Origin of the sequence: Pseudohaliea sp. (assembly GCF_040217025.1) — a bacterium.
Taxonomy (GTDB): Bacteria; Pseudomonadota; Gammaproteobacteria; order Pseudomonadales; family Halieaceae; genus Pseudohaliea.
On record NZ_JAVJOA010000007.1, the window covers coordinates 84,831 to 108,183 of the forward strand.

Genomic DNA, 23,353 nt, shown 5'->3' on the forward strand with positions numbered 1-23,353 from the left:
ACAACGCTTCGAACGGCGGGCGCCCGCGGCTACCGCTTGCGGTGGCCCAGCGGCATGCCGAGGCGGACGCGTGCACCCGGGGCACAGGCGTCGTCCCAGCGGATCGTGTCCGGCGGGAAGAGCAGGATCACCGTGGAGCCCAGGCAGAAGCGGCCCAGTTCCTCGCCCCGTGCGAGGGACACGGGATCCGGCGGCGCAGCGTAGTCCGTGAGCGTGTTGCGCCGCGGCGGCGGCGCGACCCGGCCCGCCCAGGTCGTCTCGATGCCGGCGACGATCATGGCACCCACGAGGACCATGGCGAACGGCCCGAGGGGCCCCTCGAAATGGCAGACCAGGCGCTCGTTGCGGGCGAAGAGCCGGTCCACGCCCGCGGCGGTCGCGGCGTTCACCGAGAACAGGCGGCCGGGCAGGTAGCGCATGGCCGTGAGGCGGCCGTCGCAGGGCATGTGTACCCGGTGATAGTCCCGCGGCGACAGGTACAGCGTGGCAAAGGCGCCGCCCCGGTAGCTCGCCGCCCGCGCCCCGTCGCCACCGAGCAGCGCGGTGAGGGAGAAGTCGCGGCCCTTGGCCTGGAAGATGCGTTCGCCGTCGATGACACCGCCCTGGCTGACGGCGCCGTCCACCGGGCTGATCACGTCTGCCCCGGCAAGCGGCCGGGCGCCGGGCTTCAGGGCGCGGGTAAAGAAGTCGTTGAAGCTCGCGTAGGCCTCCGGGAACGGCCGCTCTGCCTCGCCGAGCTCCACCCCGTAGTGGCGCACGAAAGCACGGATGACCGCGTGCTTCAGCCAGCGCGGCCGCTCGAGATCGGCGAGCCGGCCGGTGAGCCGCGACAGTGCGTGCTGCGGTACGCTATGCTGCAGCCAGAGGAAGGGTGCGTTCATGCCGCGTAGTGTACTGGCAAAGCCGCGGGCGGTCAGCGCGCCGGTGGCCGCCGTGCTCCTCGCCCTCGCCGGCGGGGCGCAGGCAGACAGCAACGAGTCGCTGGTCGGGTGGACTGCGCCCGTACCGCCGGACCCGAACGCCGTCAGCAGCAACTGGGTCGACAGCGGCCACGCCTATGTCACCCACCAGGCGGAGGCGCTGACCCAGTGGATGGACCAGTTCTTCGGCGATCCCAACTACAACCTCGAGCAGGCCGAGTCCCTCCTGCGCCTGCAGCTGGTCGATGACTGGAACAGCGCCGACGGCCATGACCCGAAGCCACGGGTCCGTGGCAAGCTCCAGTTGCCGCGCATCTCCCGGCGCCTCGACCTCGTGTTCTCCGACGAGGACGAAGACGCGCAGCTTCCCGGTGACGACGAACTCGGCGAGGAGGTGGGGCTGCAGTACCGGGTCAGCGACAAGGGGCGCAACCGCTTCGACTTCACCCTGAGCGCCAACACCGGCGGCTTCAAGCCCGGCGTGAAGTACCGCAACCAGGGGCCCTGGGCGGAGGATCTCAACTACCGCTTCATCCAGCGCGTGCAGCACGAGAACGACGAGGGGTTCTACGCCACCTCGCAATTCGACATCAACTACCGCCAGGGCGACAACGCCATCTGGCGCTGGACCCAGCGCGCCAGCTACGGCGAGGAGACGGAAGGCGCCGAGTGGCGCTCCCGCCTGGCCATGCGCCGGCGCCTCCACGCCGCATCGTCCCGGCCCGTGGCCATCGAGTACTTCGGCTCGGTAGACGGGGTGACGGACCCGGAGACCGAGATACGCAATTACCGTCTCGGCTTTGTCCTGCGCCGCCAGCTCTGGCGGCCCTACCTCTTCGTAGAGGTCGAACCCAGCTACAACTGGCGCCTGCAGCCGGACGACATCCGCCGCAAGGGCGTGCTCGGCGTCGTCCTGCGCCTCGAGTTCGCCCTGCAGCGCGATCTCGCCCGGCCACCGGCGCAGGATTCCGAAAGCCGGGCGGACCGCAGCGCTCCGGGAAGCTGAAGCTGCGCTAACCGAGCACCACTCCCCGAAACCTTCACCACAGGAATGACCGCGGATCTGGCCGGTAGCGGCGAGCGACAGCGGCCCGCGGCATCTCTTTTTCTTGCCCTACCTTCTCCCCCGCGGGCCTCCCTCACAGGAGAGATAAAGGGAATATTTTCCCATTCTTCTTGACGAGCACTAAAATTGGGATTAAATTCCCATGCAAGGCTGTTGCCGATCTCTCCATCGAACCCGCACCGGAGGTGTGACCCGTGAACGACGAGCTCCTGTTCCGACCCAAAACCCTGGCCACGGCCAGCGCCCTCGCCCTCGTCCTGACCGCCTGCGGTGGCGGCGGTGGCGGCGGCGGTACCGCCAGCACGCCGGCTACGCCGGCGCCGGCGCCGACGGAGGACGGCAGCGGTGACGGCACGACTACCGAGGCGCCGGAGCGTCGCCTGAGCGGCAGCATCACCGGCTTCGGCAGCGTGTTCGTGGGCGGGGTGAAGTTCGAGACCGACGACGCCGAGATCATCATCGACGGCGAGCCGGCCAGCGAGCGGGACCTGGCGGTGGGCATGGTTGTGCTCCTCGACGGCACCGTCAACGACGACGGCAGCACAGGCACCGCCACGCGTATCGTTTACGACGACGAGCTCACCGGGCCGATCGAGAGCATCGAGCCCTCTGCCGACGGCGACGCCCTGCTCCTGGTGGTCCTCGGCTTCAACGTCATCGTCGAGCGCACGGGCACGGTCTTCGACGACGTGACGTTCGATACCCTCGCCGCCGGCGACGTCGTGGAGGTTTCCGGCTTCCCGCAGGAAGGCAACCGCCTGCGCGCCACCCGGATCGAGCGCAAGGACGACTTCGTGCCCGGCAGCACCGAGGTCGAACTCAGAGGCATCGCGCGCAACGTGACGGCGGACAGCTTTACCATCGGTGCGGTCACGGTGGATACCAGCGGCGCATTCATCGACGAGGACGACGGTGCGCTCGCGGACGGTGCCCGCGTAGAGGTCTACGGCACGCTGTCAGACGGCGTCCTCACCGCCAGCGAGGTCGACACCGAGGACGGCCCCGACGGTGGCCTCAGCGAGGGCGATGCCGTCACCATCGAGAGCGCCGTCAGTGCCTACGTGGACGACGGCAACTTCCGCGTCCGCGGCCTGCCGGTGGATGCCAGCAGCGCCAGCCGTTCGCCGGCCGGCCTCGCCCTCGCCAACGGTACCATCGTGCGGGTAAGCGGGACCTGGGACGGCGAGCGCCTTATTGCCGAGCGCATCGTGAGCCGCCGCGGGCGGATCGAGATCGAGGGGCCCGTGGGCGCGGTGGACGCGGAGAGCGGCGTGATCGACATCGCCCTGGCTGCAGGCACGATCAGCGTCGCCACCGACCAGGGTACCCGCCTCGAGGACGACCGCGACGACATCGAGCGCTTCACGCTCGCCGATATCGTCCCCGGCGATTTCCTCGAGATCGAGGCGTACCAGGAGGGTGACCGCCTCGTCGCTACGGTGGTCGATCGCGAAGACCCGGACGACGAGGTGGTGCAGGCGCCGGTGGAAAGCTTCAACGCCGGCAGCGACCTTACCCTGCTCGGCGTGACGTTCTCCGTCGGCGACACGGACTACGAGGACCTCCGCGACGACGCTATCAGCGCGGAGGTCTTCTTTGCCAACCTGCAGCTCGGCGACCTGGTCAAGGTAGAGGACGACGAGCTGGCGGACGGCATTGCCGACGAGATCGAGTTCGAGGACCGGGACCGCCTCGACGGCGAGCGCGAGTTCGGCTGCGGCTTCGACGACGACGGCACCAGCTGCGACGACGACGATCTGATCGGGGACGACACGATCACCGACGATGACGGCATCGACACCACGGAGGACGACGACTTCACCGACGACGACGACGTCGATACACCCGACGACGAGGATGACCTCACCGACGACGACGGTATCGACACGCCCGATGACGAGGACGACCTCACCGACGGCGACGGCATCGACACGCCCGACGACGAGGACGACCTCAGCGACGGCGACGGCATCGATACGCCCGACGACGAGGACAGCTAGGAACGTCGACAGGCGGGAGGCCGTGACCGATGATAGCGCCGCAGGCGATCGCGATGGAGACGACCGTGGACGGAGCGAGCAGCACCGCCCCCCCTGGTGACACCCGGGCCCTCAAGGCCCTGCTGGCAGCGCGGGACTTTCCCGCGCTGCTGCGCGCCACCGGGGCGCGCGATGCAAAGGCACCCGCGGAACGCTGGCTCTACCGCGGCAAGGCCCTCGAGGGCCTGCTGCGGCTGGAGGCGGCGGCGGACTGTTACCGCGAGGGGCTGCAGCGCTGGCCGGAGTCCGCATCGCTGCACCTCGCCCTCGGTCAGCTCGCGCTGCGCCAGGGCGACCGGCACGCGGCCCTCGCGGCCCTGGAGCGGACGCGGGCGCTGAACCCCGACAGCCTCGACTGCTACGCCGCGCTCCTGCACCTGATACCCCTGGCGCCGGACGGGCCGGAGGCGGCGCGCATCCTCGCCCGGGCCCTCGATCCCGGGCGCGACGCTGCGGCCCGCGCCCGCGCCCTGTTCCTGCTCGGCCAGCTCCAGGTGGAAGCCGGCCGCGACCGCATGGGTTTCGTCTACTACGCCGCGGGCAACCGGCTCACCGCGGACGCTATCGAGGAACGCAAGCGGGAGTACCTCGTCCCGGAGCGGCTGCTGCGCATGGACCGCGGGACCTTCGCGGCAGCGGCGCCATCGCTGCCGCCCTGTCCCGCTCTCGTGGTGACAGGGCTGCCCCGCTCCGGCAAGAGTCTCGTCGAGAGCCTGCTGGCGGAACACCCGGCCGTGACAGCCGGCGGTGAGTTCGCCGGCCTGCGCCGCGCGGTCGCCGACACCCGACCGGGCGATCTCAGCGCCCGTCTCGGCGCCGCGGCGGCCGGCGGCCGCTCACCCTTCGTGGCGGCCTACCGGGAGCATCCGCTCGCGGCCGGTTTCTTCGATGAGGACAATGCCCCGGGCAGCGACGCGCAGCAGCGCTGGCTCGTGGACAGCTCGCCCGCGAACCTGCCGCGGCTCGGCTACTTCGGCCTGTTGCACCCGGAGGTGCCGGTGGTGCTCTGCCGACGCCGGGCCGCGGACCTCGGACTCGCCCTGTACTTCAAGAAGTTCCGCAGCGGCCACGGCTACAGCTACGACCTCGCCGCGGCGGGGCGTGCGATCGCGCGCGTCGAGCAGCTCATCGCCCACTGGCAAGCGGTACTGCCGAACCCGGTGCTGGTCGTGGATTACGAGGCGCTGGTCACCGAGCCCGCCGCCATGCGGGCAAGACTGTTCGCGCACCTGGAGCTCTCGCCACCACCGGTGCCCGCGGCCACGGCGGGCGATCGACCCGGCGAACAGCGAGCGCAAACGGCGGCGGACTGGCGCCTGTTCCCGAGCAAGTCCCCGGGGGCCGGCAGCGCCCCCGACCCGTCACTGCTGGGCTTCGCCGAGCGTTTCGCGGACGAGTTGAAACCGCTGGTCGCGGCCTACGACGCGGAGCGGCGCTAGCGCTGCGGTGCAAGGCGCGGCGTTGCCGCGACCGAGAGGCTCCTCCGGTCCGGGGACTACAGCTCTTCCTCGGCGAAGGCCGCCAGCCGCGAACGCAGGATGCCGCCGATGTGCATGACCCCGGCGTGCTCGTAGTGCTTGCTCTTCTCCACCAGGTAGGTGAGACCGGAGGTGAGCGGCGAGATGTACTTGTTGTCGATCTGGGCAAGGTTGCCGAGGACCACGATCTTCGAGCCCTCCCCCACCCGGCTGATCACCGACTTAAGCTGGAACTGGGACAGCCCCTGGGCCTCGTCGATGATGATGTAGGCGTTGTTGAAGGAGCGCCCGCGCATGAAGTTCAGCGACTTGAACTGGATGTTCGCGCGTTCCTTGACGTACTCGATGCTGCCGGCGCAGGACTCGTCGGTGCCGTGGAGGATCTCCAGGTTGTCATCGAAGGCTGCCAGCCACGGCGCCATTTTCTCCTCTTCCGTCCCCGGGAGGAAGCCGATGTCCTCGGCAATGGGCGGCGTCGAGCGGGCGACGATGAGCTTGCTGTAGCGCCCCTCCTCCAGGATGCCCTGGAGCCCGTAGGCGAGGGCCAGCAGCGTCTTGCCGGAGCCCGCGGGGCCGGTCAGCACGGTCATGTCGACGTCGTCGTCCGCCAGCAGCCGCATGGCCATGGCCTGGTCGAGGTTGCGCGGCGCCAGGCCCCAGAAGCGCTGGTTCATCAGCCCGTCCCGGCTGTCGCAGCGCAGGTAGACGTGCTGTCCGTCGATGCGCACCACGAAGGCGAGGAAGTCGTGATCATCGAACAGGAACTGGTTCGGGTAGGCCTGCGGCAGCGCCGCCCGCGGCACCCGGTGCAGCGTGAGGTCGTCCTCGCGCACGGTATCCACCTCGTCGACCCCGTCCCAGAAGTCGCCCGGAACGTGCTCGTAACCTTTTGTGAGCAGGTCGATGTCGTCCAGCACCCGGTCCCGGCGGTAATCCTCCACGTGCAGCAGCCCGGAGCCCTTGGCCTTGATGCGCATATTGATGTCTTTGGTCACCAGGCAGACAAAGCGCTCCGGGTGTTCCGCCTGGAGCTTGATGGCGACGTTGATGATGCGGTTGTCGTTGGCCTGGTCCGGGGTGCCGTCGAGGTAGGGGATGTCGCTGTCGTCGGTGATCAGCTGGTCCGGGTAGATCGCGAGCGTCCCCGGCGGGCCCTGCAGCGTGCTGCCGGGCACACCCACCCCTTCCTGGATCTCGGACGGCGTGGCCACGTCGACGATCTTGTCGATGAGCTGGATGGCGATGCGCGCCTCCCGGCTCACGGTCTTGTCGCGCCGGTCCTTGATGTGATCCAGCTCTTCGAGCACGGTCATCGGGATGACCACGTGGTGCTCGTTGAAGGCGGTAATCGCCGTCGGGTCGTGCAGGAGCACGTTGGTATCGAGTACGTAGGTTTTCGGGCCGGCGGCCTCCTCTTTGGCAAGATCACGGGTTAGGGGGGTATGCAGGGCGAGGCTGCTTTCCATGCGGACTCTCCGGGACGGGGTCAGAAAACCGCCACGACGGCGTCCCGGCACGGCCGAGCCGTGCCGCGGCGGGCCGCGGTAGCGAGAGGAGGTAAGGCGCGAGGTAAGTCTGAGCCAGGGGCGGCGCTACATCGCAGGCAGGCTAGGCTGCGCTGGCCGGCGGGGGAAACCCTGGAGCAAGTCGGTCGAATGGCCCGATCCCGTGCGTTGCCCTGACTCGCCTCGATTATTGAGCGCGCATCACGGGGGTGTCAATCAAAGCGCAACGCGGCCGCTCGCGCCGGCGCGAGCGCGTGAGGGCGGGCCATCACACTGACACCCGTGGCCTTTTCAGCTAGCATACGCCCCTTTGCCCTTGCCACCGCGGCGCTCCGTGCCCCGCGCTCACGCTGACGCCGATGCCAACAAGACCACCATGCTAGACCGCGACGCCCTGTCCCAGCTCCAGGGCCTCAAGAAAGAGATGGAATCCGCCAAGGAGCGGGCGGAAGCCGTCATCAAGGGCACGCAGGCACGCTATGGCTTCGCGGTCCTCGACGACGGCCGCGAGGTCTTCGTCCCGCCCGATGAAATGCTCAAGGCCTTCTCAGGTGACCGGGTACGGGTCTGCATCCGGCCCGGCTCCGACGACCGACCGGTGGCGGAGATCGAGCGCCTCGTCGACAGCCCCCTCGACGAGTTCAACGGCCAGTGCGTGCGCAAGGGCAAGGCGCTCTTCGTCCGCCCGCAGCTGGCCTCGCTGCAGCGCTGGCTGTTCCTGCCGCCGCACGCGCGCAACGGTGTCAAGGAAGGCGACTACGTCCGCTGCGCCGTGCTGCGCCACCCGATCCGCGACGGCCGGCCCCAGGCCAAGGTGCTCAGGGTCTTCGGCCCGGCGGGAACGCCGGGGCTGGAGAACGCCTACGCCATGGCCCGGCACGGCCTCAGGGTCGGCTGGGACAGCGCCCGGGAGCGCGAACTCGCCGAGCACATCAAGGCCAGCGACCCCCTGGCCGACAGCCACCGGCTGGACCTCACGGACCTCGCCTTCGTCTCCATCGATTCGGCGCGCACCCAGGACATCGACGACGCCCTCTACGCCGAGACCACCACCGACGGCTGGATTCTCTACGTCGCCATCGCCGATCCCACGGCCTACATCGGGGCGGACTCGCCGCTCCTGCCGCTGGTTACCGCGCGCGCCTGTTCCGCCTATTTCCACGGCGACGTGGTACCCATGCTGCCCGAGGTCCTCGCCCAGGAGAGCTGCGCACTCACGGAGGACAAGACCCGCCCGGCGCTCGTCTGCAAGATGGCCATCGCCGACAGCGGCGAGCTGCGCGATTTCGAGTTCCACGAGGCCGCCGTGCGCTCGCGGGCCAAGCTGTCCTACTTTGCCGTCGACAAGTACCTCTCCGGGGAGCAGGACAGCCTCATGAGCTACGCCAGCCCGCTCGAGGCGCTGTACGCTGCCTACCGCGCGCTCGCCGGCGACCGCGAGGCCCACGGCCTCGCCATGGAGGAGCGCCGGGAGTACCGCTGGCAGCTGGACGACAAGGGACAGATCGAGGCGATCGAGCCCGGCGAGAAGCTGACCTCGCAGCGCCTGGTGGAGGCCTGCATGGTCGCCGCCAACCGCTGCGCCGCCCGCTTACTCGCCGAGCACAGCGCCAGCGGGCCCTTCATCAGCCACCCGGGCTTCCGCCGCGACCGCGCGGACGAGATCCGCCAGTTCCTCGAGCGCAACCTCCCGGCGCAGAAGGACGTGGACCCGCAGGACCTCGCTGGCTATCGCGCTATCTTCCGGGCCCTGGCCGAGCCCGCAGGCGACCTGCCCCTGCGGGCGATGGTCAACCGGCTGCTGACCCGGGCGACGCTGAGCACGAAGCCGTCGCCGCACATGGGCATGGTGCTGCCCGTTTACACGACCTGCACCTCGCCGCTGCGCCGGGCCGTCGATTTCCTCGCCCACCTCCAGCTCAAGGCTATCCTCCACGAGCGCAAGCCCGACCTCGTCGACGGCCCCATGCTCGAGCAGGTGAGCGCTGGCCTGCGCGCCATGCGGGCCGCCACCAGCGAGGCGGAGCGCTGGCTTGCCGCCAACTTCCTGGAGCGCCGGGCGGCCGCCGACCCGGCACCCTGGCCGGCGCGCATCGTGCACCTGAGCTCCAGCGGTTTCATGGCGCGCATCGACGCCTGGGGCCTGGAGGGCTTCGTCGACCTGCGCAAGGACCCGGAGAAGTTCAGCTTCGACAAGTGGCAGGCCACGCTGACCAGCAAGACCCGGCGCTTCCAGCTCGAGGCGCCGGTGGCGGTGACGCTCGCCGACATCGACCGGGAGGGGGACCACCTCGCTCACTTCGAGCCCGCCCCGGGCGAAGGCCTGGTGTAAGCGCCCCCGGGGGCCCGGGGGGGCACCGGGCGGTCAGAAGTGCGCGTTCCCCGGCGTTCGGGGGAAGGGAATGGCGTCGCGGACGTTGTCCATGCCGGTGACATAGTTGAGCAGCCGCTCAAAGCCGAGGCCGAAGCCGGCGTGGGGCACGGTGCCGTAGCGGCGCAGGTCCCGGTACCACCAGAGTTCCTCGCGGAGCGCCGGCTCCATGCGCGCCTCGAGCACGTCGAGGCGCTCCTCGCGCTGGCTGCCGCCGATGATCTCGCCGATGCCGGGCGCGAGCACGTCCATCGCCGCGACCGTCTCGCCGTCGTCGTTGAGTCGCATGTAGAAGGCCTTGATGTCCCTCGGGTAGTTCGCGATCACCACCGGCCGCCCCACGTGCTTCTCGCAGAGGTAGCGCTCGTGTTCGCTGGCGAGGTCCACGCCCCAGCTCACGGGGAACTCGAAGCTTTCGCCGCAGCCCTCGAGGATGCGGATCGCCTCGGCGTAGTCCATGCGCTCGAAGCGGTTGTCGATCACCGCCCGCAGCCGCGCCAGCACCGTGTCGTCGATGCGCTGCTGGAAGAAGGCCATGTCGTCCTCGCAGTCCTCCAGCACCCGGAGGAACACGTGCCGCAGCAGCGCCTCGGCGAGCTCGGCGTTGTCGTCGAGGTCCGCGAAGGCGATCTCCGGCTCGACCATCCAGAACTCGGCGAGGTGCCGGCTGGTGTTGGAGTTCTCGGCGCGGAAGGTCGGGCCGAAGGTGTAGACCTTGCTCATGGCCAGGCAGAAGGACTCGACCTCGAGCTGGCCGCTCACGGTGAGAAAGGCCTCGCCGGCGAAGAAGTCCTCGGCGAAGTCCACGGCGCCGTCGGCCCGCCGCGGCAGGTTGGCGAAGTCCAGGGTGGAGACCCGGAACAGCTCGCCCGCGCCCTCGCAGTCCGAGCCGGTGATGATCGGCGTGTTCACCCAGTAGAAGCCGCGCTCGTGGAAAAAGCCGTGGATCGCATTGGCGAGCGCGTGGCGGACACGGGTGATGGCTCCGAAGGTGTTCGTGCGCGGGCGCAGATGGGCCTGGGTGCGCAGGTACTCGAAGCTGTGGCGCTTCTTGGCAATGGGGTAATGCTCCGGGTCCAGCACCGGGCCGACCACCTCTACCCGGTTCGCCTGGATCTCGACCGCCTGCCCCTTGCCCTGGGACTCCACCAGTTCCCCGGTGACGATGACCGCAGCGCCGGTACCCAGCGCCAGCACCTCGTCCTCGTAGTTGGCGAGGGTGCTTGGAACCACCGCCTGGATCGGGTCGAAGCAGGAGCCGTCGTGCACGGCGAGAAAGGAAATGCCGGCCTTGGAATCACGCTTGCTGCGCAGCCAGCCGCGCACCGTCACCGGCGCTCCCGGGGCCACGGCGCCGCCCAGCAGCGCGCGCACGGGGTGGATATCGGCCATGGAAACCTCCGCGGAAAAAGAAAGGCGCGGAGCATACCCCAGGGCCGTGGACGGCCGCCAGCGGCGGGTTACAGGGGAGTGGCGGTGTCCAGGTAGGCGGCGGCCAGGGCTTCGACCAGGGCCTGGTCGGCGACGCTGAAGCGGTCCGGCCGCGGGCTGTCCACGTCCACCACGCCGACGACCGCGCCCTCCCGGCAGAGCGGGACGACCAGTTCGGCGCGGGAGGCGGCATCGCAGGCGATGTGCCCGGGAAAGGCATCGACATCGGCCACGCGCTGGGTCTCGCCGCTGGCCGCGGCGACGCCGCAGACACCCCGGCCAACGGGAATACGAACGCAGGCCGGCTTGCCCTGGAAAGGTCCGAGCACCAGCTCGTCGCCGGCAAGCCGGTAGAGGCCCAGCCAGTTGATGTCCGGCAGCTGCAGGGCGAGAAAGGCAACGAAGTTGGCGGCGTTGGCAAGAGGGTCGGTCTCGCCGGCGAGCAGGCCGCGCAGCTGGGCGGCGGCTTCGTCGGCAGGGAGCGGGCTGTCGGTCGGTTCGAACATGGGCGCCTCCGGTCGGGGGCGCGCATTATGCAGACCGGTCTGCGGGCCAGCAAGGCGCGAGGCCGGGCCGCGTCAGGCCGGGCCGCGTCAGGCGGCGCTGTGCAGGCCGCACTCGCGCCCGGCGTGGACCTTGGTCGGGTCGAAGTAGCGCTCGCTGTCCGGGAGCCCGTGCTCGGCCAGGTAGGCGTCGAGCTGAGCCTGGGTCCAGTGGAACAGCGGCGCCACCTTGTACAGGCCCCGCGCATCGCGGGTGACCACGTCGAGGCCGCGACGGAAATCGGTCTCTTCCCGGCGGATCCCCGTGAGCCACAGCGCCGGCCGGTGCTCGGCGAGGGCCCGCTCGAAGGGCTCGAGCTTCACCTGGCGGGTGAACAGTTCGTGGCGCTCGCGTTCCTCGATGCTCGGAATGGGGCCGTAGAGGGCCTGGCGACGCTCGGCAGTCATGGCCGGCGTGTACACGTGCAGGTTCAGGTCCAGGCGCTCGCGCAGGGCCTCGGCGGTACGGTAGGTCTCGGGCAGGTTGTAGCCGGTGTCCACCCAGACCACGGGCAGGGACGGCGCCAGGCGGCTGACGAGGTGCAGCATCACGCCGGCGCCGGGGCCCATGCTGCTACTGGCGATCGCCGGCAGGCCCTGGGCCAGTGCCCAGCGGACAATGGCCTCGGGCGCGGCGTGGCGCAGTTCAGCGTTGGTCTTGTCGAGGTCCAGCCCCACCTGTTTTCCCCTCGCGGCGACGGTGCAGGGACCGACTCTAGGGAATAAGGAAAGCGCTGTGAAATAACCAGTTTCTCTATGGTTATTACATCGGGCTCACAGCCCCGATCCTACTCGACGAGCGCGGCCTCCAGCGCGGCGTGCAGGGCCCGGTACTGCTGCGTCAGCTTGTGGCTCGGGGCGAGGTCGATGAGCGGCCGGTGGCTGTGGTGCGACTCTTTCATTTTTACCGAGGAGCCGAGCCAGGTCTCGAGCACCGGGAAACCCTCCGCCTCGAGCTCGGCCACCAGCTCGCCGGGCAGGCGCGCCTGGGGATTGAACTGGTTGATAACGATGCCTTCGATGGCAAGGTCCGGGTTGTGGTCCTCCTGCAGTTCGGTGATGTTCTCGAGCAGCGAATAGAGACTCTGGCGGGCAAAACTGTCGCAGTCGAAGGGCACGAGAACGCTGTCGGCGGCAATGAGCGCCGCCTTGGAGAAGAAGTTGAAGCTTGGCGGCGTGTCGATGTAGACGCGGTCGTACTCGCCCTCCAGCTTCGCCAGGGCATCGCGCAGCTTGTAGATCTTGTAGCGCGCCTCCAGGGCGCCCTCGAGTTCGGCGAGCGCCGGGCTCGAGGGCATCAGGTAAAGGTTTTCCCAGGGCGTTTCCCAGACGAAGGAATCCGGGTTCTGGCGCATGCGCCGGGGCCCCACGGTCTGCCGGAAAAGCCCCGCCACGCCCTGGGCCTCGGCCGGGAAGGCCTCGGCGTCGATTTCGCCGACCAGGTAGAGGGTGCTGTTGCCCTGCACGTCGAGGTCCACCACCAGCGTCCGGTACCCGGTCGCGGCGTCGATGGCCGCGAGGTTGCAGGTGATACTGGTCTTGCCGACCCCGCCTTTCTGGTTGAACACGACCCGCTTCATCGCTGACTCCCTTGCCGCTGTCCGTCGTTCCCGTACCGCTGTAACCCGCGCCGCGTGCCGGCGCGTCGCCGGCCCCGGTGTATAGTACCCGCCTCGATTCGCCACGCTAAGCGAGAACCATGCCCCAGGCACCCCGGGTCCAGCTCCTGCTCACCGGCAACGAACTCATGAGCGGCGATACGGTCGATTCCAACTCGGCGACCATCGCCCGCCGGCTCGCCGTTCTCGGCCTCGCCGTGGTCCGCAAGACAACCCTCGGCGACGACCCGGAAGCGCTGGTGGCCGAGCTCACCGCCATGGCCGGAGCCGCCGAGGTGATTATCGTCAACGGCGGCCTCGGCCCCACGGTGGACGACCTCACGGCGGCCGTGGTCGCCGACGTGGCGGGGCTGCCGCTCGCGGAGCATCCGCAGGCGCTCGCTCACCTCGAGCGCTGGTGCGCCGGACGCGGCCTGCCCCTGGACGGTGCCAACCGCAAGCAGGCCCTGCTGCCGGCGGGCTGCGCCATCCTGCCCAATGAGCGCGGCAGCGCCGTGGGCTTCGCCGTGGACCTTTCGGTAGACCATGGCAGCTGCCGGGTCTACTGCACCCCCGGCGTACCGGGAGAGCTCACCACGATGCTGGAGCCGGTCTGCGAAGACCTGACCGCGCGCTGGCCCGGCCTCGAGGCCGTGGACATCCTGCGCCTGCAGACCTTCGGCCTCGGCGAGTCGACGGCACAGCAACTCATCGCCGACGATGGCGCTGACGATGGTGCTGAAAAGGGGGCTGCGTCCTGGCCGGCGGCGGTCAGCCTCGGCTTTCGCGCCGGAGCCCCGCAGCTGGAAATCAAGCTCGCGGTCACGGACCCGGCCGCCGGCGCGGCCCGCGACGCCTGCCTGGCCCGCCTCGAGGCGCTTTTCGGTGACCACATCATCGGTCGCGGCGACGCGACCCTCGCCGGTGTACTGCTCGACCTGCTCCGCGAGCGCGGCCTCACCGTCACCACGGCCGAGTCCTGCACCGGCGGCGCCATCGCCGCCGCCCTGACCCGGATCCCCGGCTCCTCCGCCGGCTTCGAGGCCGGCTATGTCACCTATTCGAACGCTATCAAGACCCGCACCCTGGGCGTGCGCGAGGCATCGCTTGCAGCCCATGGCGCGGTGAGTGAGGCGGTCGTGCGGGAGATGGCCCTGGGGGCGCTTGATCGCTCCGGCGCGGACCTCGCCGTGTCCGTGTCCGGCGTGGCCGGCCCGGACGGCGGCACCCCGGCAAAGCCCGTGGGCACGGTATGGCTGGCCTGGGGCGACCGGGAACGGCTCGACACCGTTTGCCTGCACTGGCCGGTGGAACGCACGCTGTTCCAGACCATGGTCACCGCGCTGGCCCTGGACCTTCTGCGGCGGCGGCTCCTCGGCCTGCCGCCGCTGCCGCACTATGCCCGCCAGCGGCGCGCCGGCTAGCCGACGCCCGACAGCCGATGCCAGACCAGCGAGTGCAGGCGGCTGACGCCGCCGGCTTCGTCGCGGCCGGAGAGCACGAGGGTCTGTCCGTCGAGTTCGGCGTGGCGCAGCTGCTCCGTGCCGACGAAGTTCGGGTTCAGGCTCTGGGTGACGTAGTGCACCACATCGCCCTCCACCACCCGGTAGCGGCCGGCGTAGTGAAAGTAGCTCAGGTAGGCCTGGGCGAGCTTCTCTTCGGGAATCTTGCGGAACGGGATGTCCTGGGGCAGCGTCTGGCGGTCGCTGCGGGCGATGGAGGCACTCATCCAGTCGTCCTCGGTGTACAGGAGCAGGCCCTTCGGGTCCTCGCCGAAAGGGGTGGTGAAATCCTCCCGGTCCGAGTAGCCCACGGTCCAGGATTCCAGTTGCCAGGTACCGATGAGATCCTGCTTGCTGATCATGCGTCCTCCCCCGCCGCGGCCGTCACGGCTGCAGCTGCTCGATGGTCCAGGTATCGTCTTCCTGCCGGGTGTACAGGAAGCGGTCGTGCAGGCGGTGTGCCCCGCCCTGCCAGAATTCCACGCGGGTGGGCCGGACCCGGTAGCCGCCCCAGAAGTCCGGCACCGGCACCTCGCCGCGACCGAACTGCTGCATCAGCCGCTTGAACTCGGCCTCGAGCGCCGCCCGTGCCGGCACGGGGCGGCTCTGCCGCGACGCCCAGGCAGCAACCTGGCTCTCCCGCGGCCGGCTCAGGAAATAGCGCGCCGACTCGGCAAAGGGCATCTTTTCGGCCGCCCCGCCGACGATGACCTGCCGGTCCAGCTCGTTCCAGGGGAACAGCAGCGAGACCCGCGGTTCGCCCTCGATGGCGCGCGCCTTGGCGCTGCCGTAGTTAGTGTAGAAGACAAAGCCGTCGCTGGAGGCGCCCTTGAGCAGCACGATGCGCTGCCAGGGGTTGCCGTCGGCGTCGACGGTGGCCAGCACCATGCCCGTAGGGTCGGAGAGGCCCGCGTCGACCGCCTGCTTCAGCCACTGTTCGAACTGGCGCACGGGGCACGGGTCCAGGTCCCCGCGGGCCAGGCCGCCGGCGGTGTACTCGCGTCGAAAAGCTTCGAATTTCACGCTGTCAGGGCATCCTGCCGCTTCCGGTCGTCAGCTGTGGGACCGCCATTATAAAGGGCATTACACGCGTGCGGGCCGGGGCCCCGCCACGCCGGCCAGCTTCAGTCATCGCCGGTGCTGGGAACCACCGGTGCCCGCGCCTGGTAAAAGGGAATTGCGGGGAAAGGGTGCACCGATTCCCAGTCGTCACCAAGGGTGGCGGCCAGCGGTTCTCCCATGGCCTGCCGCCAGGCCTCGGCCATGGCAGCGGACAGCGCTGCCGGCTCCACCGCGCCGGCGAGGACCAGGGCCTCCATGAGCCCCTCGGTGCGCAGGCGCAGCGCCGGCGGCAGGTCGTCGCCGGCGGCGGCGCGCTCAAGCATCTGCTGCCAGCGGCGTTCCAGCTCTTCGCGGATCGGGTCCATGGCACATCCCTCGGTGGCCGGCGGGGCGCTTTGAGCCGCCCGCGCCCCGCCGGCGTAAGTAGATGTGGTTATACTGCTGTAAGCCGCCCAACCGCTGCAATGAGCGCGTTAGCCCGATGAACTTTCGCCGCACAACGATTGCTGCCTGCGCTGCCCTTGCCGCCGCCCTCGCCGCGGCGCAGCCGGAGCCGGCAGCCAATGAGCACGACGCCCTCGACGACGAGGCAGCGGCCCTTGAGGCCGTGCGCAGCGACACGATCCGCCGCTACCGCGACGAGATCAGTGCCCTCGAGCAGGCCGGCGGCGCCTACAGTACCGGGCTCACCGAGCCCCTGCTCGAGCTCGGCCTCGCCCTGCAGCAGGCCGGCCAGCATGCCGAGGCCATCCGCATCCTCAAGCGGGGCGTACACCTGGCACGGGTCAACGAGGGCCTCTACAGTGAGCAGCAGCTCGCCCTCATCGAGGCGGAGATCCGCAGCCACATGGCGCTCGGGGACTTCCAGGCCGCCGACGACCGGCACCGCTACCTCTATCGCGTGCAGCAGCGCACGCTCACCGATGCGGGCCGCAGCCTCGCGCTCATGCGCCAGGCGCGCTGGCAGCGCCGTGCCTACGAACTCGGCCTCGACGAGAACGGTTTCGAGCGCCTGCTGCGCATGTGGAACCTGTACCGCCTGGCCCTCTCGGAGATCGCCGAGAGCGAGGGCGACACGTCGCCGAACCTTCTGCCGCCGCTCTACGGCATGCTCCGCGCCCAGTACCTGATCAGCGGCTTCGACGGCACCGACCCCACGGGCCTCAGCCCCGACCCGTTCGACCCGCGGGTGGACGAGGGGCGCTTCGTGGCGTTCCGCAGCCAGAGCTACAAGCAGGGGGGCTCGGTGATCCGCGCCATCTACGATGTGCAGCAGGCGCAGCCCGGCGCCGGCCCCCGGGAACACGCGCAAGCGCTGGTGCTCCTCGGCGACTGGCGGCTCTGGCACGACAAGGCCGACGATGCGGCCCAGGCCTACGCCGATGCCCTCGCGGAACTTGCGGCCCTCGATGATGCCGAAACTGCAACGGCCGACATTTTCGGCGCACCCGTCGCGCTGCCGGCGCTGGAGGGCATCCGCCCCCTGCCCGAGCCCGTGCCGGCGGAGCAGGCGAATTTGCTGGTAGAATTCACGGTAGACGAGCGCGGTCGGGTGCGCGATCTCGATCGCGTCGACGAGGCGAATGACAATGAGGGCATCGCCAACCGGCTATTGCGCAAGCTGCGCCGGACGCAGTTCCGGCCGCGCTTTGCCGACGGTCAGCCGGTGCCGACGACCGGGATCCAATGGGCTTATGACACCAGCAACTGGCAATAACCGCGCAGCGCGCCTGGGCGCCGCTGCCACCGTGATCGCCTGCCTCGCGCTGGCGGGTTGTCCGAGTGCGAGCACGCCGACCACGCCGACCGTTTCCATGCCCACACCGCCGTCGCCGAGCAGCCCCTCGAGCAGCTCGAATTCCTCGAGTTCCTCGAGTTCATCCAGCTCGAGCTCGTCGAGTTCGAGTTCGAGCTCTTCCAGCTCTTCCAGCTCTTCCAGTTCCAGCTCTTCCAGTTCCGGCTCTTCCGGCTCCCCGGGCAGCGCCGGCTCGCCCGGCAGCTCCAGCCCGGCCTCGAGTGCCGGCAGCGCAGGCTCCACCGCCAGCACCGAAGGCGGCGCGCCCCAGGCCGGCGGCGCGGCGTCGCCCGCCGGCTCGGACAGCGGCGCCAGCGGCAGCCCGGACGGCGACCTGACCCCGGGCGCCGGCGGCAGCGGTGACAGCGGCGAGGCCGGCGACGGCGGAGGCGAGACCGTGGCCGACGCCGGCGAGCCCGGCTTCGAGAGCGGTAGCGGCGCCGGCTCCGACGCCCTGCCGACCATGACCGACGAAGAACCCGCGGCCGGGTCGGGCAGTGCCAGCGGCACCGGTGCACAGAGCGGCGGCGCCAGCGGCGCGGAGGGCACTGCCGGCGGCACGGGCACGGTTGCCGGTACCGGCAGCAGCACCGGAAGCGGCAGCCGCGCGGGTGGCGGCCCGGCGGGCAGCGCCGGGGACGGCACCGGTGCCACGGGCTCAGGCTCCGGGAGCACCGGCACCGCAGGCACGGCCACCGGCAACGGCACGATGACCGGCAGCGGCAGCGGCGGCGGACCGCTCACCACGGCGGAACAGGTTGCAATCCTCGACGCCGAACTCGAGCGCGGCGCCGGCGAGTTCGACGCCATGATCCTTGAAGAGCAGGCCGCCCAGCGCGCCGCCGAACGCGAGCGGGCGGGCGGCAGCGACGAAACCGGTAAGACCGACGAGGGCGCCGGCAGCGGCGGGCCCGGCGGAAGCTACGGCCGCGTGATTGCCGACGGCGGCGGCTACGCCAGCGGCGGCGGCATGGGCGGTGCGAGCCGCGGCGGCGGCATCCCGGACAACACCGCCAAGTATCCTCCGCCCCCGGACATTCCGGACGGCAACGACGATGACGTGGTCGCGCGGCAGCTGCGCGAGGCCGCCATGCGCGAGCCCGATCCGGCCGTGCGCGAGAAACTCTGGGCCGAATACCGCAAGTACAAGGGTATCGAGCAGCCGTGACGCGCCTGCTGCTGCCGCTGCTCGCGGCCTGCGGGCTGCTCCTCGCCGGCTGCGTGAGCCAGACGGTTAAGACGACGTCCGTGCCGCCGCTCGCCTACCCGCAGGCGCCGATACCCGAGGCGGAACTGCTCGACGTCGGCGTCGCCATCTTCGACCCGGGCCTCGATGATCTCGAGGAGGACGACGAGCAGCGCGTCTACCCGGAAGTGCGCCGCGCCGAGGCCCGCTTCATCCCGCAGTTGCTGGCCACGACCATGCAGGACACGGGCGCCTGGGGCGCCGTGCGCGTTGTGCCGGACAACGAGCGGATCACGGACCTGCGCATCGACGGCACTATCCTCCACTCCGACGGGGAGGAACTGAAGCTCGCGGTGCGCGCCGTGGACGCCCGCGGCAAGGTCTGGCTCGACAACACCTACGAGGGCCACGCCAGCCGCTACGCCTACGACAACCGGACGCGGCGCCAGTACGACCCTTTCCAGGCGGTCTACCACCGCATCGCCAACGACCTGCTCCAGCACCAGCTCGCGCTCGACGAGGGTGAGGCCGGGGACATCCGCACCGTGAGCGAGCTGCGCTTCGCCCGGAGCTTCGCACCGGAGGCCTTTGACGGTTACCTGCGCGAGGACCGGGACGGTGAACTGCGCATCGCGCGCCTGCCGGCAGAAGGCGATCCGATGCTCGAGCGGGTGCGGGGTATCCGCGAGCGGGACAACCTGTTCATCGACACGCTGCAGGGTTACTACACGGGGTTCCGCGGCGACATGCAGGGCCCCTACCAGGAGTGGCGCAAGCTCAGCTACGAGGAAGTGGTGGCGATGCAGCAACTGGAGGCCGAGAGCCGCCGCCAGCTCATCGCCGGCGGCGCCGCAATCCTCGCCGGCATCGCCGCAGCGGGCGGCGGCGATTCACGGACGACCCGCGCGGCCGGCAACGTCGCCATCATCGGCGGCGGCTACCTGTTGAAGACGGGGCTCGAGACCCGCGCCGAGGCCAAGATCCACGTCGAGGCCCTGGCGGAGCTGGGCCTTTCCCTGGAGGCGGAGATCACGCCGCGGGTCATCGAGCTCGAAGACCGCACGGTGATGCTCTCCGGCAACGTCGAGGACCAGTATCACCAGTGGCGGGACCTGCTTGCCGAGATCTACCGCAACGAGGTCGGCGCGCTCGCACCGCCCGGGGCAGAGGACGCCAGCGGCACTGACGGCAGCGGCGGGAACAGCGAAGGCTGACCACCACCAGGGATGGACAGGGGACACCATGGCGCAGGATTTCGAGCGCGTTGAACCGGCACCGTTCGACGCCGCACCGGTAGCGGCGGAGGAAACGCCGGCGGGCGCCGGCGGCACCCCGCGCTGGGTTCTGCCGGCCCTGGGCGGCCTCGCCCTGCTGGCGGTGCTGGTGGTGTTCTGGCTTCCCGGCCGGGTCGCCCCCCCTGCGACGCAGGAGGCCCCGACGACACCCCCAGCGCAGACCGGCGCTGAAGCGCCGGCCCCGGCCCCAACCCCGAAGGAGGCCGCAGCGGGCCAGGAGCGCTCACCCTTTGCCGAGGCCCAGGCCGCGCGGCAGCGCGCCGAGGCGCAGGACATCCTGGCCGAGCTGCTGGACGTGCGCGAGAACCTCGAGAGCCGCGCCGTCGCCGAGTGGGGCGCCGACGCCATCGCCGCGGTGGAAGCGAGCGCGGCAAGCGGCGACGAGCGCTACCGGGAACGGGCCTTCGAGGACGCCATCGCCCGCTACCGGGAGGCCCTGGAGGGGGCGCTGGCGCTGGAGGCGCGCCTCCCGGAGGAGCGCGATGCCCAGCTCGCCGCCGCCGAGGCGGCGATCGAGGCCGGCGACCTGCCTGCCGCCGAGGCCGCGGTCGCCACGGCCGAACAGATCGAACCCGGCTTTGCCCGCACCGCCACCCTGCGCCAGCGGGTCGAGGCCCTGCCCACGGTCATCGCCGGCCTCGACCGCGCCGCCGAGGCCGAGGCGGCGGGCGACCTCGCCGCCGCACGGGAGGCGCTCGCCGAGGCTGCGGCCGCGGACCCGGCGCACCAGCGCGCCGCGCGGGAACTTGCGCGCGTGTCGGAAGCGCTCACGCGCAAACGCTTCACCGCGGCCATGTCCGAGGGCTACGCAGCCCTGGAAGAGGAAGCCTTCGAGGACGCCCGCAGCGCCTTCCGCCGCGCAGAGCGCCTGGTTCCCGGCAGCCCGGAAGCGACCGCGGCCCTGCAGGAAGTTACCGTGGTCGAGACCGCCTCGAAGCTCCGCGACCTGCGCCGGGCCGCTGAGGCCGCCGGCGCGGCCGAGGACTGGGATGAGGCGGTGCGCCGCTACGAGGCCGCCCTCGCCCTCGACCCCACCGTGTTCTTCGCCCAGCGCGGCCTCGAGACCGCCGAACCCCGCGCGGCCCTCGACAAGGCCCTGGGCAAGGTCATCGACGACCCGGACCGCCTCGCGGACCCGGCCGTGGCCGGTGACGCCGCCGCGCTCCTCGAGCGGGCGCGGGCCGCACTCGCGGAGAGCGAAGCGGAACAGCCCCGCCTCGCTGGCCAGACCGAGCGGCTGGCGGCACTGCTCGTCCGCGCCAACACGGAGGTCCCCGTCACGCTGCGCTCCGACGGCGAGACCAGCGTCACCGTCTATCGCGTGGCCCGCCTCGGCAGCTTCGAAAGGCACACCCTCGAACTGCGCCCCGGCGAGTACACCGCGGTGGGCACACGGCCGGGCTACCGGGACGTGCGCGAGACCTTCCGCGTGGCGCCGGAGGACCCGCCGCTGACCGTTACCGTCGCCTGCACCGAGGCCATACGATGAGCGAGCCGGAGCGCGGCAACGGCCCCGCGGAGCGGATCGAGGCGGCGGCTTTCCAGCCCCTCGCCGACGAGCGCGCGGCGCCGAAGCGACGGCTGCGCCCCGCGGCCATCGCCGGCGCCGCCGCGGCCGCGGTCTTCCTGCTGGCCCTGGTGTTCCTGCTTACCGCGCGCTCCGTGGAGGTCGCCGTGGTCGCCGAGGCGCCGGCAACTATCGACATCGATGGCTTCGCCGTGCCCTTCGGCCAGCGCTTCCTGCTCCGTCCCGGCAGCTACCCGCTGGTGGTCAGCGCCGAGGGGTACGAGCCGCACCGCGGCACACTCGAGGTCGGCAGCGCCGAGACCCAGCGCTACGAGGTCACCCTCCAGCCCCTGCCCGGGCGCGTCAGCTTCGCCGGTCTGCCGGAGGGCGCGGCGCTGCGCCTCGACGGCGAACCCCTCGGCACGGCACCGCTGGACGCCACCGCTATCGCCGCCGGGGAGCATCGCCTGGCCGTGGAAGCGGCGCGCTACCTGCCCCTGGAAAGGACCATCGAGGTCACCGGCCGCGCCATCGCCCAGACCATCAGCCTCGAGCTCGAGCCCGCCTGGGCGGACATCACCGTCGCCTCGGCGCCCGCGGGCGCCACGATCACCATCGGCGACGCCGCTCTCGGCGAGACGCCGGCGACCGTGGAGGTCTTGCAGGGTGAGCAGACGCTGAGCCTGCGCGCCCCCGGCTTCGCCGAGTACCGGACCACCCTCGATGTGGTGGCCGGCGAGCCCCGGGACCTCGGCACCATCACCCTCACGCCGGCAGCCGGCGTGCTCGAGCTCGTCAGCCGGCCGAGCGGCGCCAACGTCACCGTTGACGGCGAGTTCCGCGGTCAGACGCCGCTCACCGTGGAACTGGCGCCGGACCGCGCGCACGAGATCGCCCTGTCCCGTCCCGGCTACCGCCGCTACCGGGCCAACGTGACCCTGGCGGCGGGCGCGTCCGAGCAGCGCGATCTGCGCCTGGAGCCGCGACTGGGCGAGGTGGTGCTCGAAGTCGACCCGCCGGCCGCGGAGCTGCGCATCGACGGCGAGCTGGTCGGCACCGGGTCGCGGAGCGTTTCCCTGCCCGAAGTGGAACACGAGATCGTCGCCACCCTGGCCGGCTACGAGACCCTGCGCCGACGCGTGACCCCGCGCGAGGGCCTGCGCCAGCTGGTCAAGCTGGAGCTCAAGACCGAGGCGGAGGCGCGCAAGGCACGGCTGCCGGCCGAGATCACCACGGCCCTCGGCCAGACCCTGCGCCTGTTCGACCCGAAGCTCGCCCCGCGCAATGAATTCGACATGGGCGCATCGCGCCGCGACCCGGGGCGGCGCGCCAACGAGGTGCTGCACCCGGTGCGCCTGGAGCGGCCGTTCTACCTGCAGACCACGGAAGTCACCAACGCCCAGTTCCGCCTGTTCCAGGCGAGCCACAACTCCGGCCAGGTGCAGGGCAACAGCCTGAACCGGGAACAGCAGCCGGCGGTGCAGGTGAGCTGGCAGCAGGCCGCCGCATTCTGCAACTGGCTCAGCCGCAAGGAGGGCCTGCCGCCCTTCTACACAGAGGAGCAGGGCATCATCACCGGTTTCCGCCCCTCTGCCACCGGCTACCGGCTGCCCACCGAGGCGGAGTGGGCGTGGGTGAGCCGCGTCAACGGCGAGGCGCTGCAGCGCTTCGCCTGGGGCGACAACTTCCCGCCGGAGACGCCCGTCGAGAACCTCGCCGACAACACGTCCGCCTATGTCACCGGGCGGGTCCTCGGCGGCTACGAGGACGGCTTCGTGGTCAGCGCCCCGGTGGCCAGCTTCCCGCCGAACCATAACGGCCTCTACGACCTCGGCGGCAACGCTGCCGAGTGGGTCAACGACGTCTACGTCATCCCCCCGGCCAACACCATCGTGAAGACCGACCCGCTCGGCACACCGGAGGGTGACAACTACACGATCCGCGGCGCCAGCTGGGCGCTGTCGAAGCTGGCCGAACTGCGCCTTACCTTCCGGGATTATGGGCAGCGCGGGCGCGATGACGTAGGATTCCGGATCGCACGTTATGCGGAGTGAGC

Annotated in this window: 20 protein-coding genes; 10 read left to right on the forward strand and 10 right to left on the reverse strand. The window is 70.6% G+C overall.

Annotated elements, in window-relative coordinates; genetic code table 11:
- Window positions 1-29: 29 nt before the first annotated feature.
- Window positions 30-881, reverse strand: coding sequence for an archaetidylserine decarboxylase (gene asd, locus RKE50_RS03940; protein WP_350034573.1), 852 nt, complete (start codon window positions 879-881; stop codon window positions 30-32).
- On the opposite strand from asd, the gene RKE50_RS03945 reads away from it, so the two are divergent.
- The 3 genes from RKE50_RS03945 (at window position 880) to RKE50_RS03955 (ending at window position 5,464) form a co-directional block, all read left to right on the forward strand.
- Window positions 880-1,926 carry a hypothetical protein gene (locus RKE50_RS03945; RefSeq protein WP_350034575.1) on the forward strand — a complete coding sequence of 349 codons (1,047 nt, stop codon included), beginning with the start codon at window positions 880-882 and terminating at the stop codon, window positions 1,924-1,926. The genes asd and RKE50_RS03945 overlap by 2 nt on opposite strands.
- A 254-nt stretch (window positions 1,927-2,180) precedes the next feature.
- Window positions 2,181-3,986 carry a DUF5666 domain-containing protein gene (locus RKE50_RS03950; RefSeq protein ID WP_350034576.1) on the forward strand — a complete coding sequence of 602 codons (1,806 nt, stop codon included), beginning with the start codon at window positions 2,181-2,183 and terminating at the stop codon, window positions 3,984-3,986.
- A gap of 29 nt (window positions 3,987-4,015) precedes the next feature.
- A complete protein-coding gene (locus RKE50_RS03955) occupies window positions 4,016-5,464 on the forward strand; it encodes a sulfotransferase family protein (protein WP_350034578.1) in 1,449 nt (482 codons plus the stop codon).
- Between the two features lie 56 nt (window positions 5,465-5,520).
- Here RKE50_RS03955 and RKE50_RS03960 read toward each other — a convergent pair whose 3' ends face one another.
- A complete protein-coding gene (locus RKE50_RS03960; protein WP_350034579.1) occupies window positions 5,521-6,969 on the reverse strand; it encodes a PhoH family protein in 1,449 nt (482 codons plus the stop codon).
- Window positions 6,970-7,342: 373 nt separating this feature from the next.
- Here RKE50_RS03960 and RKE50_RS03965 point away from each other — a divergent pair, with 373 nt between their 5' ends.
- Window positions 7,343-9,340, forward strand: coding sequence for an RNB domain-containing ribonuclease (locus tag RKE50_RS03965; RefSeq protein ID WP_350034581.1), 1,998 nt, complete (start codon window positions 7,343-7,345; stop codon window positions 9,338-9,340).
- Between the two features lie 33 nt (window positions 9,341-9,373).
- On the opposite strand, the gene asnS is transcribed toward RKE50_RS03965, so the two are convergent.
- The 4 genes from asnS to RKE50_RS03985 all read right to left on the reverse strand — a co-directional run bounded on the left by asnS (window position 9,374) and on the right by RKE50_RS03985 (window position 12,932).
- Entirely contained in the window at window positions 9,374-10,771 is a 1,398-nt protein-coding gene (gene asnS, locus RKE50_RS03970; protein WP_350034582.1) for an asparagine--tRNA ligase, read from the reverse strand.
- Window positions 10,772-10,839: 68 nt separating this feature from the next.
- Window positions 10,840-11,316 carry a free L-methionine (R)-S-oxide reductase MsrC gene (gene msrC / locus RKE50_RS03975; RefSeq protein ID WP_350034583.1) on the reverse strand — a complete coding sequence of 159 codons (477 nt, stop codon included), beginning with the start codon at window positions 11,314-11,316 and terminating at the stop codon, window positions 10,840-10,842.
- A gap of 87 nt (window positions 11,317-11,403) precedes the next feature.
- A complete protein-coding gene (locus tag RKE50_RS03980; protein WP_350034584.1) occupies window positions 11,404-12,030 on the reverse strand; it encodes a phosphoadenosine phosphosulfate reductase domain-containing protein in 627 nt (208 codons plus the stop codon).
- A 110-nt stretch (window positions 12,031-12,140) separates the two neighbouring features.
- Window positions 12,141-12,932: a ParA family protein gene (locus RKE50_RS03985; protein ID WP_350034585.1), complete on the reverse strand. Its 792-nt coding sequence runs from the start codon at window positions 12,930-12,932 to the stop codon at window positions 12,141-12,143.
- A gap of 119 nt (window positions 12,933-13,051) precedes the next feature.
- On the opposite strand from RKE50_RS03985, the gene RKE50_RS03990 reads away from it, so the two are divergent.
- A complete protein-coding gene (locus RKE50_RS03990; protein ID WP_350034587.1) occupies window positions 13,052-14,374 on the forward strand; it encodes a CinA family nicotinamide mononucleotide deamidase-related protein in 1,323 nt (440 codons plus the stop codon).
- Here the strand turns inward: RKE50_RS03990 and RKE50_RS03995 are convergent.
- The 3 genes from RKE50_RS03995 to RKE50_RS04005 all read right to left on the reverse strand — a co-directional run bounded on the left by RKE50_RS03995 (window position 14,371) and on the right by RKE50_RS04005 (window position 15,879).
- Window positions 14,371-14,814 carry a lipocalin-like domain-containing protein gene (locus RKE50_RS03995; protein ID WP_350034588.1) on the reverse strand — a complete coding sequence of 148 codons (444 nt, stop codon included), beginning with the start codon at window positions 14,812-14,814 and terminating at the stop codon, window positions 14,371-14,373. The two genes, RKE50_RS03990 and RKE50_RS03995, sit on opposite strands and share 4 nt — an antisense overlap.
- Window positions 14,815-14,836: 22 nt before the next feature.
- Window positions 14,837-15,475 (reverse strand): pyridoxamine 5'-phosphate oxidase, encoded by a 639-nt coding sequence (gene pdxH / locus RKE50_RS04000; protein WP_350034589.1) that lies wholly within the window; start codon window positions 15,473-15,475, stop codon window positions 14,837-14,839.
- Window positions 15,476-15,576: 101 nt separating this feature from the next.
- Complete coding sequence (locus tag RKE50_RS04005; protein ID WP_350034590.1) at window positions 15,577-15,879, reverse strand: hypothetical protein; 303 nt, start codon at window positions 15,877-15,879, stop codon at window positions 15,577-15,579.
- 116 nt (window positions 15,880-15,995) lie between these two features.
- Here RKE50_RS04005 and RKE50_RS04010 point away from each other — a divergent pair, with 116 nt between their 5' ends.
- A complete protein-coding gene (locus RKE50_RS04010; protein WP_350034591.1) occupies window positions 15,996-17,231 on the forward strand; it encodes a hypothetical protein in 1,236 nt (411 codons plus the stop codon).
- Here RKE50_RS04010 and RKE50_RS04015 read toward each other — a convergent pair.
- Window positions 17,124-17,774: a hypothetical protein gene (locus RKE50_RS04015; protein WP_350034592.1), complete on the reverse strand. Its 651-nt coding sequence runs from the start codon at window positions 17,772-17,774 to the stop codon at window positions 17,124-17,126. The two genes, RKE50_RS04010 and RKE50_RS04015, sit on opposite strands and share 108 nt — an antisense overlap.
- Here RKE50_RS04015 and RKE50_RS04020 point away from each other — a divergent pair.
- Genes RKE50_RS04020 through RKE50_RS04035 form a run of 4 tightly spaced genes read left to right on the forward strand, consistent with a single transcriptional unit; the run spans window position 17,707 to window position 23,351 of the window.
- Window positions 17,707-18,477, forward strand: coding sequence for a hypothetical protein (locus RKE50_RS04020; RefSeq protein WP_350034593.1), 771 nt, complete (start codon window positions 17,707-17,709; stop codon window positions 18,475-18,477). The two genes, RKE50_RS04015 and RKE50_RS04020, sit on opposite strands and share 68 nt — an antisense overlap.
- A complete protein-coding gene (locus tag RKE50_RS04025; protein ID WP_350034594.1) occupies window positions 18,474-19,709 on the forward strand; it encodes a hypothetical protein in 1,236 nt (411 codons plus the stop codon). The genes RKE50_RS04020 and RKE50_RS04025 overlap by 4 nt, the downstream gene beginning before the upstream one ends.
- Before the next feature lie 28 nt (window positions 19,710-19,737).
- Window positions 19,738-21,279, forward strand: a complete 1,542-nt coding sequence (locus tag RKE50_RS04030; protein ID WP_350034596.1) for a hypothetical protein — start codon at window positions 19,738-19,740, stop codon at window positions 21,277-21,279.
- Window positions 21,276-23,351 carry a PEGA domain-containing protein gene (locus RKE50_RS04035; RefSeq protein WP_350034598.1) on the forward strand — a complete coding sequence of 692 codons (2,076 nt, stop codon included), beginning with the start codon at window positions 21,276-21,278 and terminating at the stop codon, window positions 23,349-23,351. Before RKE50_RS04030 ends, RKE50_RS04035 begins: the two co-directional genes overlap by 4 nt.
- The last annotated feature ends 2 nt before the right edge of the window (window positions 23,352-23,353 follow it).

Excerpts from the sequence above, each read along its gene's own strand:
- RKE50_RS03945 (WP_350034575.1), top strand. The coding sequence starts at position 880 with ATGCCGCGTAGTGTACTGGCAAAGCCGCGGGCGGTCAGCGCGCCGGTG.
- asd (WP_350034573.1), bottom strand. The coding sequence starts at position 881 with ATGAACGCACCCTTCCTCTGGCTGCAGCATAGCGTACCGCAGCACGCA.
- RKE50_RS03955 (WP_350034578.1), top strand. The coding sequence starts at position 4,016 with ATGATAGCGCCGCAGGCGATCGCGATGGAGACGACCGTGGACGGAGCG.
- RKE50_RS03960 (WP_350034579.1), bottom strand. The coding sequence starts at position 6,969 with ATGGAAAGCAGCCTCGCCCTGCATACCCCCCTAACCCGTGATCTTGCC.
- asnS (WP_350034582.1), bottom strand. The coding sequence starts at position 10,771 with ATGGCCGATATCCACCCCGTGCGCGCGCTGCTGGGCGGCGCCGTGGCC.
- msrC (WP_350034583.1), bottom strand. The coding sequence starts at position 11,316 with ATGTTCGAACCGACCGACAGCCCGCTCCCTGCCGACGAAGCCGCCGCC.
- RKE50_RS03985 (WP_350034585.1), bottom strand. The coding sequence starts at position 12,932 with ATGAAGCGGGTCGTGTTCAACCAGAAAGGCGGGGTCGGCAAGACCAGT.
- RKE50_RS03990 (WP_350034587.1), top strand. The coding sequence starts at position 13,052 with ATGCCCCAGGCACCCCGGGTCCAGCTCCTGCTCACCGGCAACGAACTC.
- RKE50_RS03995 (WP_350034588.1), bottom strand. The coding sequence starts at position 14,814 with ATGATCAGCAAGCAGGATCTCATCGGTACCTGGCAACTGGAATCCTGG.
- RKE50_RS04005 (WP_350034590.1), bottom strand. The coding sequence starts at position 15,879 with ATGGACCCGATCCGCGAAGAGCTGGAACGCCGCTGGCAGCAGATGCTT.
- RKE50_RS04010 (WP_350034591.1), top strand. The coding sequence starts at position 15,996 with ATGAACTTTCGCCGCACAACGATTGCTGCCTGCGCTGCCCTTGCCGCC.
- RKE50_RS04015 (WP_350034592.1), bottom strand. The coding sequence starts at position 17,774 with ATGGTCGGCAGGGCGTCGGAGCCGGCGCCGCTACCGCTCTCGAAGCCG.
- RKE50_RS04030 (WP_350034596.1), top strand. The coding sequence starts at position 19,738 with ATGGCGCAGGATTTCGAGCGCGTTGAACCGGCACCGTTCGACGCCGCA.
- RKE50_RS04035 (WP_350034598.1), top strand. The coding sequence starts at position 21,276 with ATGAGCGAGCCGGAGCGCGGCAACGGCCCCGCGGAGCGGATCGAGGCG.